Below are 15,945 nucleotides of genomic sequence, written 5' to 3'. Positions count from 1 at the left end.
CCCCATGAAACGAATTGCCAAGAGTCTTATCTGTTTGCTGGCCGTGCTGGTGCTACCGGCGAAGGCGGCACTGGATATAGTGATCACCGAAGGGGTGGACGCCGCGCGTCCCATCGCCGTGGTGCCATTTGTTTGGCAGGGCGCCGGGCCTGCTCCCGAGTCGATTTCGGATGTAGTGATGTCTGATTTGACCCGCAGCGGTACCTTCAAGCCTCTGGATGAATTGTCATTGGGCCAGCGCGCCATCAGCAAGATGGACGAGTTCAATGCCGCAGCCTGGAAAAATGTCTCTGCCGAAGCTGTGGTGATGGGCTATGTGAAACCCTATGGCGCCGGTAAGTATCTGGTGAGCTTTGATTTGGTGGACTTGGTCAAGGCGCAGATGCAGTCCGGTGGCCCTCAGTCCCGCAGCGAGCTCTTGCTGGATAGCCGCGAAACCGTTATCAGCGAAGCGCAGTTTCGCCAGTATGGTCACAGGATCAGCGATATAGTTTATGAGAAACTGACCGGGATCCGCGGTGCCTTTTTGACTCGCATCGCCTATGTGGTGGTGAATCACCAGGAGAAGAATCCCTACCGCCTGATGATTGCCGACTACGACGGCTACAACGAACAGATGCTGCTGCGCTCGCCTGAGCCTTTGATGTCTCCTGCCTGGTCTCCGGACGGGCGCAAGCTGGCCTATGTCAGTTTTGAAAACAAAAAGGCCGAAGTGTTTGTCCAGGATATCTATAGCCAGAGCCGCACCAAGGTTACCAGCTTCCCCGGCATCAACGGCTCGCCAAGCTTCTCGCCCGATGGCAGCAAGTTGGCGCTGACTCTGTCCCGCGACGGTCAACCTGAGGTCTATGTAGTAGAGATTGCCACAGGTGCGCTCAAGCGGATCACCAACCACTATGCCATTGATACTGAAGCCACTTGGTTCCCCGATGGCAAGTCGCTGCTGTTCACTTCCGAGCGGGGTGGCAGGCCCCAGCTATATCAGGTAGAGTTGGCCTCAGGCAAGGTGACTCGCCTGACATTCGAAGGTGAGTGGAACCTGGGGGGAACTGTGACCCCTGATGGCCGCAGTATGATTTTCGTCAACAGAACCAACGGCAAATACAATATTGCCCGTATGGATCTGCAGACGCGTTTTATGCAGGTTTTGACTTCAACCCGGCTCGATGAATCACCTAGTGTGGCCCCTAACGGCACCATGGTAATTTATGGCACTACCTATAACGGCAAGCAGGTGCTGGCAGCGGTATCTGTCGATGGCCGTTTCAAGGCGCGGTTGCCTGTGGGGCAGGGCGAGGTGAAATCACCCGCTTGGTCACCGTTTCTATAACTTATATTTCAGAAGGATAACATGATGGATCTCAACAAGTTGTTTAAGGCAATCGTAATCGCTGCGCCATTACTGGCTCTGGGTGCCTGTAGCTCAACTTCAGAATCAGAAACGGACGCCAGCGGTTCGACAACTTCCGGTAGCGAGTACGGCAGTGGTGCCGGCGGTGTGGAAATCGGTGGTGCCAATCCGGTTTTGAGCCCGGAAGAGCAGCAGCGCCTCAAGTTCCAGGAACTGCGTAAAGAACACATCATCTACTTTGATTTTGACCGCAGTGAAGTGCAAACAGAATTTGCTGAAATTCTGGAAGCCCACGGCACTTATCTGGTTGAACATCCTAACGTACGCGTGTTAATTGAAGGCCACGCCGACGAGCGTGGTACTCCAGAGTACAACATAGCTTTGGGTGAGCGCCGCGCCAAGGCTGTAGCCAAGTACCTGCAGGGTATGGGCGTACTGCCAAGCCAGATGAGCATTGTCAGCTATGGTGAAGAGAAGCCGCTGGATATGAGCCACACAGACGAAGGTTTTGCCAAGAACCGTCGCGCTGTGCTGGTGTACTGATCCCGGCATTAGAGGGATATTGAAGAATGAAGAAAGCCGTTATTATCACGGCCATGCTTCTGGGAACTGGGGTCGCTTATGCGGCCCCAGCGCCCGTTGAAGACATTGGCGGCGGTTCCAGTGAGGATCGCATCGCCCGCCTTGAGCGGATCATTAAGGCTCGTCAGCAAGCTGAATTTGAGACCATGCGCAGAATGGATACTCTGCAACAAGAGGTGCTGGAACTCAGAGGCTTGACCGAACAACAGAACTATCAGATCAACCAGATGTTGCAGCGTCAGCGCCAGCTCTATGACGAAATCGCCAACTTGCAGAGCAAACCGGCGGCGCCCGCCATCAGTCAAACTTCATCCAATGTGGTGGCCAGCTCCTCTTTGTCCGAGACCGACAGCTATCAAAGGGCGGTCGATCTGGTACTGAAAGAGCGCCAGTACGACGCTGCAATTCCGGCATTTCGTGACTTTATCAAGCAGTATCCCAATTCGGGCTTTGCCGATAACGCCAACTATTGGCTCGGGCAACTGCTCTATAATAAGAATGAATTTGCCGACGCCAAAACTGCTTTTGCCAATGTGGTCGATAACTTCAAGGAATCGGGTAAGCGGGCCGACAGTCTGGTTAAACTTGGGCTGATCGCCGAGAAAACCGGCGATAAAACGGCGGCGAAGAACTACTATCAGCAAGTGGTGAAACAGTACGCAAACAGCGCTGCAGCAAGGATTGCACAGCAGCAACTGGCGGCAATTAAACCATGATTTAACTAAAAAACATCCGCCCAGTTTGTTTTTCATGCAAACGACAAAAAATCGGGAATTTACACTTGCATGAGAATCACAAAGCGGTATTATAGGCGCCCTCAGCACGGCACTGCCTGCTGGGGCGAAACTTGAATGGGTCGTTAGCTCAGTCGGTAGAGCAGTTGGCTTTTAACCAATTGGTCGAAGGTTCGAATCCTTCACGACCCACCAACTTCATGTTTCGTAAACCTTTTTAGTGGGTCGTTAGCTCAGTCGGTAGAGCAGTTGGCTTTTAACCAATTGGTCGAAGGTTCGAATCCTTCACGACCCACCACTGATTTATTGCGGTCTGCCTCGGCAGTTATGTCGGGTCGTTAGCTCAGTCGGTAGAGCAGTTGGCTTTTAACCAATTGGTCGAAGGTTCGAATCCTTCACGACCCACCATCGCAATTCAAATCAAACAATCTGGCAGTATATCCGTGGGTCGTTAGCTCAGTCGGTAGAGCAGTTGGCTTTTAACCAATTGGTCGAAGGTTCGAATCCTTCACGACCCACCACTTGCCTGAGAATAGGGTGACACCCAAATGGGTCGTTAGCTCAGTCGGTAGAGCAGTTGGCTTTTAACCAATTGGTCGAAGGTTCGAATCCTTCACGACCCACCATTTCTCAGCGTGCTGCAACAAGGTAGATCTTCCTGCGGGTCGTTAGCTCAGTCGGTAGAGCAGTTGGCTTTTAACCAATTGGTCGAAGGTTCGAATCCTTCACGACCCACCATCAGGAAAGATAGACCACAACATTCAGTGGGTCGTTAGCTCAGTCGGTAGAGCAGTTGGCTTTTAACCAATTGGTCGAAGGTTCGAATCCTTCACGACCCACCACTGAATGCTCCATCTGTATGGGTCGTTAGCTCAGTCGGTAGAGCAGTTGGCTTTTAACCAATTGGTCGAAGGTTCGAATCCTTCACGACCCACCATCCAGAATATCTTCTGCAAAAATATTAAGTCTGATATCTCCAAGCAACATAAATAACCAAGCTAATTTAGCTATAGCTTTTCTACTTTTGTCTCATAGACCTATTGCCAATGTTTCAATTCTGTTAAACATCGGATAGTGCTTCTTGCTAGCTCAATCTGTCTCGGCTGTTGTGCGTTTTGCCGGGTGGATTGGCATAACAACAAGGAGACAATCCAAGATGAAACAAGCAAGACTCACAGGGGTGTGCGCTGCAACCCTTCTGGCACTGGGCGGTTTGGGGACGGCTCAGGCATCGGTATTGGACAAAACTGACGTGGAGTTTGGCGGCTATCTTAAGGCCGATATCATGTTCAGTGATTACGGCAATGGTGCACCCGACTCCAACAACGTCTCACGTCAGTTTTACGTGCCCGGCGCCATCTATGGAGTAGATGGCAACGGCAATCAGGTGACCGACTTCCAGGCTCGGGAAACCCGTTTTAACTTCAAGACGGTAACAGATCTCGACGGCCATACTCTCACCGGTTTTATCGAGCTGGACTTCATGACGCATACTGATGGTGATGAGCGGGTATCCAACAGCTATTCACCGCGCATTCGTCACGCCTTTATCAGCTATGACAACTGGACCATAGGCCAGACCTGGACCACCTTTATGAACCCGGGAGCACTGCCGGAAAACCTCGACTTTGTTGGCGCCACCGAAGGTACGCCCTTTGCCCGTCAGGCGCAGTTGAGATACAGCAATGGTGGCTTTCAAATCGCCATCGAAAACCCGGAAACCACCATTACCCCCTATGGCGGCGGCAGCCGGATCACTAGCGGCAACGGGGTGATGCCGGATCTTATCGCCCGTTATAACTTCAAAACTTCAGGTGGCGCCAGTTTTTCTGTGATGGGGATGCTGAGGCAGCTCGAACTGGAGACTCGTATCGCTAATCAGGATATAGACAGCACTGAGCTCGGCTATGGCGCCAGCGTGGCCGGGATCATCCCTGTGGGCCGAGATGATATCCGTTTCACCGCCACCTATGGCGAAGGCCTGGGCCGCTATGTGGCGCTGAACTTTGCCAATGGCGCGGTACTGGACAACAATAACGATCTGCAGGCGATAGAATCCTACTCAGGCTTTGTGTCTTATCGTCATTGGTGGAACGAGCAGTGGCGTTCAAGCCTTACCTTGTCCGCTTTCAGCGCCGATAACGACGTGTCTCTGACCGGAGGCACGGCTAACAAGGAATCCTATTCAGGTTATATCAACCTGCTTTACTCGCCGGTGAAGGCACTGACCTTTGGGGTAGAGTATATGTATGCCAAGAACGAGCGGGAAAATGGCACAGATGGTGAGCTTAACCGGGTCACCTTCTCGGCCAAATACGTGCTCTAACCCTTGTTGCGACCGGGAGCTGTGACTCCCAATTTATGATTCCTATTTATACTCTTAGCCAAGCCACCTCAGGGTGGCTTGCTTTTTTACTCTGGCCCTAAATATCCAGGCAATGGCGAAATCTGCCTCAAAGGTTTAGGGGCTGTAATAAATGACATGGTTTTCCTTCATTATAAATTCCGGCCATAGAGGTTCATCAACGGCATAAACGGGCTATGACCGATTTAGTTGCTGATTGTTGCGTCTAGCTTGCCAAACACTAATTCGCTATTCATGCCATTGATAACATGTGAAAAGTCATTCTTCACATGTTAATGCTTCGGGGGCAACAGGAGAGATAATTGAAATGTAGGGGCAGCTTACATAGGTAAACCGTTTAAGCCGCTCCAGGGGATTTAAGCTGAAAGTAAAAAAAATGCCCCTCCAGGAGGGGCAATGAGGAGGAAGTACGCTTTTACTCTGTACGGTTGAGCCGCGACTCAATCAGAGTATCAATCACGGCTGGGTCGGCCAGAGTTGATGCATCTCCAAGGTTGGTAATCTCGTTGGCCGCAATTTTGCGCAGGAAGCGGCGCATGATCTTGCCGGAGCGGGTCTTGGGCAGGCCGCCGGCAAACTGGATAAGATCCGGGGTCGCCAGGGCGCCAATCTCTTTGCGCACCCATTGTCTCAGCTGTTGTCTTAGCTCTTCGGTGGCTTCTATGCCCTTGGTCAGTGTGACATAGGCGTAGATCCCCTGGCCCTTGATGTCATGGGGATAACCTACAACGGCGGCCTCGGCCACCAGATCGTGCGCCACCAGTGCACTTTCAATCTCGGCGGTACCCAGACGGTGACCGGAGACGTTAATCACGTCATCGACCCGGCCGGTGATCCAGTAGTAGCCATCTTCATCACGGCGGGCACCGTCACCGGTAAAATACATGCCGCGGAAGGTTTTGAAGTAGGTTAGGGCAAAGCGCTCATGATCACCGTAAATTGTGCGCATCTGCCCCGGCCAGGAATCCAGCATCACCAGGTTGCCCTCGGTAGCGCCTTCCAGAATATTGCCCATGTTGTCGACCAGCGCAGGTTGCACCCCGAAGAAGGGGCGGGTGGCCGAGCCAGGTTTGGTATCCGTGGCGCCGGGCAGCGGGCTGATTAGAATGCCGCCGGTTTCGGTTTGCCACCAGGTATCGACAATCGGGCAATGTTCATGACCAATCACCTCGTGATACCAACGCCAGGCCTCAGGGTTGATGGGTTCGCCCACAGAGCCCATGATCCGCAGCGAGCTGCCGTCAAACTGGTCAAACTGCTCCTTGCCTTCAGCCATCAGGGCTCGGATAAGCGTAGGCGCCGTGTAGAGTATGTTTACCTGATGGCGGTCAATCATCTCGCCCAGGCGGGCAGGGCTTGGGTAGTTGGGCACACCTTCGTGGATAAGCACTGTGGCACCATTGGCCAGCGGGCCGTAAATCATATAGCTGTGGCCGGTGATCCAGCCCACATCGGCGGTGCACCAGTAGACTTCGCCCTGCTTGTAATCGAACACATATTCGTGGGTCATGGAGGCATATACCATGTAGCCGCCTGTGGTGTGCAGCACTCCCTTGGGGTTACCGGTGGAGCCTGAGGTGTAGAGTAGGAATAGCGGATCTTCGGCGCCCATCTCTTCCACTTCGCAATGCTCGGAAGCGGTTTCGGTCAGCGATTCCCACCAGACATCACGGCCATTGACCCAGTTGATATCATTGCCGGTGCGTTTGAGCACTATCACCTTCTCAACCGTGTTGACATCCGCATGGGAGAGCGCCTCGTCGATATTGCGCTTGAGCGGGATAGCCCGGCCGCCGCGCAGGCCTTCGTCTGCAGTCAAAATCACCTTGGAGCGGCCATCTATGATGCGTGAAGCGATGGAATCCGGGGAAAAACCACCGAATACCACGGAATGTACGGCGCCGATGCGGGCACAGGCCAGCATGGCGATGGCGGCTTCCGGCACCATGGGCATATACATGGTCACCACGTCGCCGCGGCGCACGCCCTGGCTCTTGAGGGCGTTGGCAAATTTGCACACTTCTGTGTGCAGCTGGCTGTAGCTCAGGGTGCGTTGATCTTTGGCATCATCGCCTTCCCAGATGATGGCGGTCTGATCGCCCAGTTTTTCCAGATGGCGGTCGAGGCAGTTGGCTGAGGCATTCAGCGTGCCGTCGTAGAACCAGTTGATTGATAGGTTGTGATCGTCAAATGAGGTTTTCTTGACCTTGGAATAGGGCTTGATCCAGTCGATACGCTTGCCATGTTCACGCCAGAAACCTTCGGGGTTAACCACGGACTCCTGGTACATTTTCTTATATTTTTCATCATTTACCAGTGCATTGGCCGCAATCGCTGCGGGCACTTTATAAAGAGACTGAGTACTCATTGGGCTTCCCCTTGTTTTTATCATACGTGAGCCAAAGTATGGGTTGCTTGGCTGTGCTGTCTCTATTAGACATTGGTCTAGTGATGAAAAAATGTTATTTATTAATCGGTTATTGCGTTTAAAACGCACAGCTTGAAGTGCTTGAGCCAGCGTGGTTTTTTAAGGTTTGCGCGGGTTTAGATTGGCATCCAATAAAGGTTTTTTGCCCCCCAATGGACGCCGAATAAGATGCAAATCGCCGCAGCGGTTCATCAAAGCCATTGGCTGGTGTAATCTAGCCGGGATAACAACAGTTGCCGACGGATACGGCGACAATAAAGAGAACCCTATGAATTTGACCCTTTTTGTGGCGGTGATCGCCGTCTGTTATGTCTGTTTGCTGTTCCTGCTTGCCTGGGGCGCGGAGCGTTGGTTCAGTGGTGTCACCCGCAGGTTACAGAAATGGATCTACGCCCTCAGCCTGGCGGTATATTGCTCTTCCTGGAGCTTTCTCGGCACGGTTGGCCAGTCGGCCAATGACTTTTGGTCCTATCTGCATATCTTTATCGGCCCCATCATCATCTTTACCCTGGGCTTTGGCATGTTGCGCAAAATGGTGGTGGTGTCCAAGGCGCAAAATATCACCTCGGTGGCCGACTTTATCGCCGCCCGCTATGGCAAGTCGCAGCCGCTGGCGGTGATCATCACACTCATTGCCCTGTTTGGCATCATGCCCTATATCGCGTTGCAGCTGAAAGCCATGGTATTCAGCCTAAGCCTGTTCCAAAGCCCGGATGATCCGCTCGATGGCGCCAAAGTCGCGCTTATCATTGCCGTGCTGCTGGCCATCTTTGCCATCCTCTTCGGCACCCGCAAACTGGATGCCACCGAGCATAACCCGGGGATGATGCTGGCTATCGCCTTTGAATCCTTGGTGAAACTGGCCGCCTTTGTGTTGGTGGGCGGCATAGTGGTCTTCGGGGTGTTCGGCGGCTTTGGCGACCTCTGGAACCAGGCCAGCGCCAAGGGGGTAATAGTCAATCCCAATCTAAGGCTTGAAGCGCTGATGCCCGAGCTGATAGTCGGCATGGCGGCTTTTCTCTGTATGCCGCGACAGTTTCACGTCATGGTGGTCGAGGCTGAAGGCGAGCAGACTCTGTCCAAGGCGCGCTGGTTGTTCCCTCTCTATATCGGCCTGTTCGGCCTGTTTGTCGGGCCGCTGGCACTGGCGGGCAAGGTGCTGCTCGGCGACAGTGTCTCTGCCGATACCTATGTGATCAATCTGCCGCTGGCGCTGGACGCACCTTGGCTGGCGATAGTGGCGCTGCTGGGAACCCTCTCGGCCGCCACTGGCATGGTGATAGTGGCTGTGGTGACCATCAGCGTGATGATAAGTAACGAGTGGCTGGTGCCGGTACTCTTGCGTACCGGGCAGATCCGCCGCAAGAACTTCAGCCAGTTTTCCCAACAACTGCTCTATGCCAGACGTCTCTCCATCGCGCTGATCCTGGCTTTCGGGTACTTCAGTTACCTGAGCTTTGACAGCAGCGATTCTCTGTCCAACCTGGGCATGCTGTCTTTCGGCGCCTTTGCCCAGTTGGCACCGGCCTTGGTGGGCGGGCTCTACTGGAAACACGGCAATCGCGCCGGGGTGTTTCTCGGCATGGCGGCGGGCTTTGGTCTGTGGGGCTTTTTGCTGCTCAAGGGCTCGGGCGTCTGGGAAGGCGTGCTGGCAGGTCAGTTTGAACTGTTAAAGGCGCTGAAGCCCAATGTCAACGATACCCTGTTGGCACTCGGCGCCAACCTGATTGGCTATATCGGCGGCTCTATCTGGCTGCGCGCCGGCTTGGTGGAGCGTATTCAGGCCAGCGCCTTTGTCACCCCGGGTGAACTCAAAAACACAGGCAATCGTAAGACGGGCCCCATCAGTCAGCAGGACTTGTTGATCCTGGCGAGCCGCTTTGTCAGCCCGACCCGGGCCTATGAGAGTTTTTCGCGTTTTTCTGCCGATGCGGTGCGCAGCGACAGCTGGCACAAGACGGCACCGGCCGAGCTTATTGCCCATACCGAGCACATGCTGGCCGGGGTGCTGGGGGCTTCCAGCGCCTCTTTGGTGATGGACTCAGTGTTGCAGGGGCGGGATCTGGCCCTCGATGAAGTCTTCAGCCTGGTGGATGAGGCCTCGTCGAAGATTATTCTCAGTCAGGACATGCTGCGCGCCGCGATAGAACACGCCTACGAGGGTATGAGCGTGGTCGACAAAGATCTCAACCTGGTGGCCTGGAACTACCGCTATGCAGAGCTTTACAACTATCCGGAGGATTTCCTGCAACCGGGAATGCCCATCAGTGAGGTGATACGTTTCAATGCCTCACGTGGCTACTGCGGCCCGGGGGATGTGAATGAGCATGTCGAGCGCCGGGTACAGCATATGCGTAACGGCACAGCCCACAGCTCAGAGCGGCGCAGGCGCGATGGCAAGGTGATCAAAATTCAGGGCAATCCCATGCCGGACGGCGGCTTTGTGATGACCTTTACCGACATTACCCAATATCGCGAGCAGCAACAGGCGCTGGAGCAGGTCAACGAAACCCTGGAGGCCAGAGTCAAGGAGCGCACCTATGAGCTGGCGCTGCTCAACAGCAAGCTGCTCGAAGCCAAGGCTCAGGAGGAGATGGCCAACGCTTCCAAGAGCCGTTTCCTGGCGGCGGTGGGGCATGACTTAATGCAGCCGCTCAATGCGGCCCGGTTGTTTACCGCCTCTTTGAGTCAGTATCCTGGGCTTGACAGGGAAGGGCGGCTGACCCTCTCCCATGTCAACAGCTCACTGAAAACCGCCGGTGAACTGCTGACCGATCTTTTGGATATCTCCAAGCTGGATTCCGGCATGGTGGAGGTAAAACGGCGCGACTTTGCCATCTCCGAAGTACTCAACACCCTGGCGGTGGAGTTTGAGGCCATGGCCAAAGACTGCCAGATCCATTTTGCCATGATGCCCTGTAGCCTGACGGTCAATTCAGACCCTTCACTGCTGCGGCGGGTGCTGCAGAACTTTCTCACCAACGCCTATCGTTATGCCAAGGGCGGACGGGTGCTGATGGGCTGTCGCCGCCGCGGCAGCGAGCTTGAGGTGCAAGTGCTGGATACCGGCTGCGGCATCGAAGCCGGGCAGCTTAGGGAGATATTTCACGAGTTCAAGCGCCTGGATAACCCCCATTCAAACAGTGTCAACGGCCTGGGGCTTGGTCTGGCGATAGCCGACAGAATAAGCAAGGTGCTGGAGCATGATATCCGCGTATCTTCGGTGCAGGGCAAGGGCTCTGTATTTGCCATTCGGGTGCCGCTTGGGGCCACTGTCAGCGTGCCGCAGCCCAAGGCCATTTCTTCTGTGTTGCAGCCGCTCGCCGGGGTCAAGGTGCTGTGTATCGACAACGAAGAGGCTATCCTTGCCGGGCTCGAAAGCCTGTTGAGTCGCTGGCAGTGCGAGGTGATCTGCGCCCGGGATCTGAGTGATGCCAGGATCAAGCTGGGGCTCAAAGGGGTGGCGCCGGATATCATGCTGGCGGATTATCATCTGGATAAGGGCCAAAACGGCGTCGATGCCATGGATGAGCTCAGGGCGCTGTATGGGCAACATCTGCCCGGCATTTTGATCACCGCCAACACCCGCAAGGATCTGGTGGAGGATGTCGAGCGCCGCGGTTACCACTATATGGCCAAGATGATTAAACCGGCGGCGCTCAGAGCTTTGATCTCAAGCCTGGTGAAGAAGGCGTAATTCACAAGTTCAGTGAAATAGCCTATGGAAACGGGGCCTGATTAATAGCCGATAAATCAGGCCCGGTATTTTATGGGGTTATTTCTGCCTGTGCCTGTGTCTGTATCGGTGTCTGTGCTTGCGCCGGAACCCCGGCGTATCCTTCCACTCGCCAGGGGCGATAAGCCAGGCCATAACTCAAGGTCGCCATGGTCCAACCGATAAGGGCGCTGGCGATATCGTGGGATAAAAAGTGGGCGCCGCGAAACTCCTGACACAGACTGAACACAGCGCCTATCAGCAATACCGCGCCGAGTAACTTAAAGCGCCATTTTGGCTTCAAGACCAACGCCAGATAATAAAGCCCCATCCAGGCAAAGGCGCCGCTGGAGTGGCCGCCGGGAAAACACTGGCCCAATTCAGTGTCAACGCTCAGGCTCATGGGGAAGGGCAGATAAGGCTTTTGGCCACCAAATAGACTGAGATCCCAGGGACAGGCGACATTGGTCATGCTCTTGCCGATACGCACCCAAAGCACGGTTGCCAGGGCGCTTATAAACAACATCAGCAAGGGCCGGCGCCAGCGCTTCATTGAGGCTTTGAAATTGCTCAATACCAGGGTCGACAGCAACACAGCTGCCGCCAGCACCACCAGATCCCGCCCTCCTGTGTGCAGCAGTTTGTCTGCGACAAAGGCATGGCGCCAGGGCCAGGCCGTGTTGGTGCCCTCAAATGCCAACATCCACTGTGCCAGCAACAGGTCGGCATTAGTGATGTGCAGCAAGATAAGCACGCCAAGTCCTACCGATAACGGCAACAGCAGATGATGTTTGAACCAGTGTTGAAAGCTCAGCGGGTGGCTTGCAATGGGCATTGTGTTTCCTGTGACATAGTGCGAGTTGAGACAGAGTCGCAGCTGAGATCTGCGAAATAAAAAGCCTGAAAAAGCGGGCGTTGAATTCATGGCCCGGTTGGTGGATAGGAATTATTCTGGCCGGCTCAGATTAAGGTCTGCTTAAGGCCGGGGATTTTTGTCTCATTCGCCCGGAATGGCGTATTGCAATGAGTTGAAACAAAACCTTTTTTGCGTATTTTTTTACCACTGGTTATGTTACAGGGGTAGCTCTGCTATGGCGCTGGTTAAGTTGCGGTTTTGGCGGGGGATCCCCACAGGTTTGCTGGTATTCAAATACAAGGAACAGGAATGAAGCTCAATAAACTCTTTTGGCTGACGGCCCTTGCGCTCGGCAGCCCCAATTTGCTGGCTGCCGAGGCCAAACTCCTGCGGGAGCCGGATCTTCGCGGTGATACTCTGGTATTTGCCTACGCCAAGGATATCTGGAAAGTGTCGCTCAAGGGCGGCGAGGCGGTGCGCCTCACCAGTTTCCAGGGCCAGGAGATGCAACCCAAGCTGTCGCCGGACGGCAAGTGGGTGGCCTTTACCGGCGACTATGAGGGCAATCAGGATATCTACCTGCTGCCGATTGCCGGTGGCGAGCCCAAACGCCTGACCTTCCACCCGGATGTGGATCAGCTGGTGGGCTGGAGCCCGGACAGCAAGTCGGTATTGCTGCGCTCCGGCAGGGCCAATGCCCCGAGAGGCTGGCAGCAGCTGTTTACCCTGTCCATAGAGGGCGGAAATCCCAAGCCTTTACCCATGAACCGCGCCGTTGACGGCAGTTTCTCTGCCGATGGCAAGCAGCTGGTTTACCGGCGCGCCGGTCTTTGGGACCCGGGTTGGCGTAACTATCGCGGCGGCCAGAATCAGCCGCTCAGGTTGATTTCGCTCGATAGCCTGGAGGAAAAAGATCTGCCCTGGGACAACACCCAGGATCTCGAGCCCCAGTGGCACGGCGACTATATCTATTTCCTCTCCAACCGCTCACAGGTCACCAATATCTTTCGGGTAGCGGCCAAGGGCGGCGAGCCGGAACAGGTGACTCATTACCAGGATGCCGATGTCAAAGGCTTTACCCTGGATAACGACACTCTGGTATACGAATACCGCGGTGAGCTGGTGAAAAAAACGCTGGCTAACACCAATGCCAACGCTAATGCAAACGACAAGGGCGAGGTACTGGCCATCAGCCTGCATGCCGATTTCCCCTGGGTGCGGCCACGCTTTGAAGAGGTCGAAAAGCAGATAGAGTCGGCGGCCATTTCGCCTACCGGTAAGCGCGCCTTGTTTGTGGCCCGCGGCGATGTATATACCGTGCCCGTGGAGCACGGCGATGCCCGTAATCTTACTGAAAGCTCAGACAGCCGCGAAGTGGGCGCCGCCTGGTCCAACGGCGGCAAACAGCTGGCCTGGTTCTCCGACAAGAGCGGCGAATATCGACTGGTGATAGCCGATCAACTCGGCAAGCCGCAGCAAGAGATCAAACTGGCCGAAAAGGGCTTCTATAGCGGGCTTATCTGGTCGCCCGATGATAAACAGCTGGTGTTCAGCGATCAGCGCCAGCAACTTTGGCTGGCAGACTTGTCCAAGGGCAAGGCGCAGGTTATCGACAGCCAGCCGGTAGTGAATCCCGACTGGGAAATGGCCCCCAGCTGGTCGCCTGACAGCCGTTATCTGGCCTACAGCAAGCAGGATGACAGCTTCTTCCGCAGCCTCTACCTGTTCGATACCCGCAATAATCAGAGTAACAGAATTACCCAGGGCATGGCCGATGTGCGTTACCCAGTGTGGGACAGCGCCGGCGACAAGCTCTATTTTGCCGCCAGTACCGACTATGGCCCTCACGCCGCCTGGTTGGATATGACCTCGGTTGCCTTCACCCCGACTTACGGCCTCTATACCATGCTGCTCAATACCCGCACCGAGGCGCCCATGCTGCCAAAGAGCGATGAGGAAGAGGGCAGCGGTACTGAAGAGGAAGCTAAAGGCTCAGATGCGCCACCTGCGGTGCGAATCGATCTCAACGGTATAGCGCAGCGGGTGCTGCCTCTGGGTGAGAGCGGTAAAATTCACAGCCTGAGCGCCGGTAAGCCAGGTGAGCTGTTCTATATGCAGGACTTGGATGAAACCACAGAGCTTCGCAAGTACAGCACTGTGGAACGTAAGGCCGATACCCTGGCCGGTGATGTGGATGAGTATCATCTGAGCCACGACGGCGAGAGCCTGCTGGTAAAAATCGGCGATAACTGGCAGCAATTTGCCGGCGCTGCGCCCATGGGGGATGATGCCAAGACGCTCAACGTCAAGCTGACGGCCCGTATCGTTCCCAAGGCCGAATGGCAGCAAATCTTCCGCGAAGCCTGGCGCTTCCAGCGCGATTACTTCTATGTCAGTAATCTGCACGGTGCCGATTGGGATGCGGTATACAAGGAGTTCCAGCCACTGGTCGCCCATGTGCGTCACGGCGCTGACATGACCTATCTGCTCGATAACATGGGCGCCGAAATCTCTGTGGGCCACTCCTTTACCAATGATGGCGATCTGCCGGAAATTGCCGACAACCGCACCGGTCTGCTCGGCGCCGATGTTGAGGCGACCGACAAGGGTTACCGTTTCAGCCGCATCTATCGCGGCGAAAACTGGTATCCGGCGGACCAAGGCAGCGCGCCGCTGGCTCTCTATCCCCAGGTCAAGGCGGGCCAGTATCTGCTGGCAGTCAACGGCAAACCTCTGGATAACAAGGCCAACTTCTATCAGGCCTTCCAGGGGACTCTCGGCAAACAGACCCGTCTCAGCATCAGTCCGGATGGCAGCGACAAAAAAGCCTTTGAGGTGACAGTGGTGCCAACGGCCAGCGAACAGGCGCTGAGACGTAACGCCTGGGTCGAGGATAACCGCAAACGGGTGGATGAAGCTTCCGGCGGCAAATTGGCCTATGTTTGGGTTCCGGACACGGGCGAGAACGGTTTCAGTTACTTCAATCGCTACTTCTTCGCCCAGAATCAGCGCCAGGGGGTGATCATAGATGAGCGTTTCAACCACGGCGGTTACATTGCCGAGTACATCATAGATGTGCTGCGCCGCGAGCGTAACGGCTACTTCAATAACCAGATGGCCGGCGATCACCCCATGACCAGCCCGGGCAGTGGTATCTGGGGGCCCAAGGTGATGCTGATCAACGAAGTCTCCGGCTCGGGCGGCGACATGCTCCCTTATATGTTCCGCTATTACCAAGTGGGCAAGCTGGTGGGTAAACGCACCTGGGGTGGCCTGGTTGGCATCTGGGGCGTTCCTTCCCTGATGGATGGCGGCCATATCACGGCGCCGCGTAGCGGTTTCTTCAGTATCGACGGCCAGTGGCGGGTAGAGAACGAAGGTGTGGCACCGGATGTGGAAGTTGAGCAGTGGACCAAAGACACAGCCAAAGGCATAGATCCTCAGTTGGAAAAGGCCATCGCTATTGCCTTGGATGAGCTGAAATCTGCCGCGCCGGTGAAGCTGCCACAACCCGCCGATCCTGTGCGGGTGCCTCAGGTGAAATAGCCCTGTGACATGGCTAGGATGAAATAGCTCGGGGGGAAATAGCCCAACAAAAAGCGCCGCTTGCCTTAGTCTTACAGGTGAGCGGCGCTTTTTGTTGGAAAACTATCAAAATTCAGCCAATTATTTTGTAAAAAATAACCAAGACAGGCTTTTATGGTTTTAACAAGATACAGGGCAGCCAAATCTTTTGAAACAAGATACAGGACAGCCAAATCTTTTTGATGTTTCGCACAGCCTTGACTAGGCTTTGAAATACTCATCAAAGAAAATATCAAGCCACCCACTGTAAAACAATCACTTAATCTTCTTTCTGTCTGTATTCAAGCACCGGTAGGGGATTTGAGTACGCTGAGGTCGAAAGATATCCA

Annotated in this window: 9 protein-coding genes and 8 tRNA genes; 14 read left to right on the top strand and 3 right to left on the bottom strand. The window is 54.8% G+C overall.

Annotated features, from left to right (window positions below; translation table 11 throughout):
* Positions 1–4 precede the first annotated feature (4 nt).
* From tolB to ACMHXE_RS02200, 12 genes are all read left to right on the top strand, one after another.
* Positions 5–1,330 carry a Tol-Pal system beta propeller repeat protein TolB gene (gene tolB / locus ACMHXE_RS02255; protein ID WP_071237977.1) on the top strand — a complete coding sequence of 442 codons (1,326 nt, stop codon included), beginning with the start codon at positions 5–7 and terminating at the stop codon, positions 1,328–1,330.
* A gap of 24 nt (positions 1,331–1,354) precedes the next feature.
* Positions 1,355–1,894, top strand: coding sequence for a peptidoglycan-associated lipoprotein Pal (gene pal / locus ACMHXE_RS02250; RefSeq protein WP_071237978.1), 540 nt, complete (start codon positions 1,355–1,357; stop codon positions 1,892–1,894).
* 26 nt (positions 1,895–1,920) lie between these two features.
* On the top strand, positions 1,921–2,649 hold the full coding sequence (ybgF, locus tag ACMHXE_RS02245; RefSeq protein WP_071237979.1) for a tol-pal system protein YbgF: 729 nt from the start codon (positions 1,921–1,923) through the stop codon (positions 2,647–2,649).
* A 137-nt stretch (positions 2,650–2,786) separates the two neighbouring features.
* Positions 2,787–2,862: transfer RNA gene (locus tag ACMHXE_RS02240), tRNA-Lys, on the top strand.
* A 27-nt stretch (positions 2,863–2,889) separates the two neighbouring features.
* Positions 2,890–2,965: transfer RNA gene (locus ACMHXE_RS02235), tRNA-Lys, on the top strand.
* A 34-nt stretch (positions 2,966–2,999) separates the two neighbouring features.
* Positions 3,000–3,075: transfer RNA gene (locus ACMHXE_RS02230), tRNA-Lys, on the top strand.
* A gap of 37 nt (positions 3,076–3,112) precedes the next feature.
* Positions 3,113–3,188, top strand: a tRNA-Lys gene (locus tag ACMHXE_RS02225).
* A 29-nt stretch (positions 3,189–3,217) separates the two neighbouring features.
* Positions 3,218–3,293: transfer RNA gene (locus ACMHXE_RS02220), tRNA-Lys, on the top strand.
* A 36-nt stretch (positions 3,294–3,329) separates the two neighbouring features.
* Positions 3,330–3,405, top strand: a tRNA-Lys gene (locus ACMHXE_RS02215).
* A gap of 28 nt (positions 3,406–3,433) precedes the next feature.
* Positions 3,434–3,509 (top strand) — tRNA-Lys (locus tag ACMHXE_RS02210).
* 19 nt (positions 3,510–3,528) lie between these two features.
* Positions 3,529–3,604, top strand: a tRNA-Lys gene (locus ACMHXE_RS02205).
* A gap of 219 nt (positions 3,605–3,823) precedes the next feature.
* Positions 3,824–4,993 carry a DcaP family trimeric outer membrane transporter gene (locus ACMHXE_RS02200; RefSeq protein WP_101057588.1) on the top strand — a complete coding sequence of 390 codons (1,170 nt, stop codon included), beginning with the start codon at positions 3,824–3,826 and terminating at the stop codon, positions 4,991–4,993.
* Positions 4,994–5,447: 454 nt separating this feature from the next.
* On the opposite strand, the gene acs is transcribed toward ACMHXE_RS02200, so the two are convergent.
* On the bottom strand, positions 5,448–7,400 hold the full coding sequence (gene acs / locus ACMHXE_RS02195; protein WP_413731251.1) for an acetate--CoA ligase: 1,953 nt from the start codon (positions 7,398–7,400) through the stop codon (positions 5,448–5,450).
* A 328-nt stretch (positions 7,401–7,728) separates the two neighbouring features.
* On the opposite strand from acs, the gene ACMHXE_RS02190 reads away from it, so the two are divergent.
* Positions 7,729–11,157, top strand: a complete 3,429-nt coding sequence (locus ACMHXE_RS02190; protein WP_101057585.1) for a PAS domain-containing hybrid sensor histidine kinase/response regulator — start codon at positions 7,729–7,731, stop codon at positions 11,155–11,157.
* A gap of 70 nt (positions 11,158–11,227) precedes the next feature.
* Here the strand turns inward: ACMHXE_RS02190 and ACMHXE_RS02185 are convergent, their stop codons facing one another.
* Positions 11,228–12,010 (bottom strand): phosphatase PAP2 family protein, encoded by a 783-nt coding sequence (locus ACMHXE_RS02185; RefSeq protein WP_413731249.1) that lies wholly within the window; start codon positions 12,008–12,010, stop codon positions 11,228–11,230.
* Positions 12,011–12,340: 330 nt separating this feature from the next.
* On the opposite strand from ACMHXE_RS02185, the gene ACMHXE_RS02180 reads away from it, so the two are divergent.
* On the top strand, positions 12,341–15,577 hold the full coding sequence (locus tag ACMHXE_RS02180; RefSeq protein WP_413731248.1) for a S41 family peptidase: 3,237 nt from the start codon (positions 12,341–12,343) through the stop codon (positions 15,575–15,577).
* Positions 15,578–15,648: 71 nt separating this feature from the next.
* Here the strand turns inward: ACMHXE_RS02180 and ACMHXE_RS02175 are convergent, their stop codons facing one another.
* Positions 15,649–15,837 carry a hypothetical protein gene (locus tag ACMHXE_RS02175; protein ID WP_413731246.1) on the bottom strand — a complete coding sequence of 63 codons (189 nt, stop codon included), beginning with the start codon at positions 15,835–15,837 and terminating at the stop codon, positions 15,649–15,651.
* Positions 15,838–15,945 lie beyond the last annotated feature (108 nt).

Origin of the sequence: Shewanella sp. BJSY2023SW007, from assembly GCF_047314525.1 — a bacterium.
Lineage (GTDB): Bacteria > Pseudomonadota > Gammaproteobacteria > Enterobacterales > Shewanellaceae > Shewanella > Shewanella chilikensis.
This window is presented reverse-complemented; position numbering and strand designations above follow the sequence as displayed.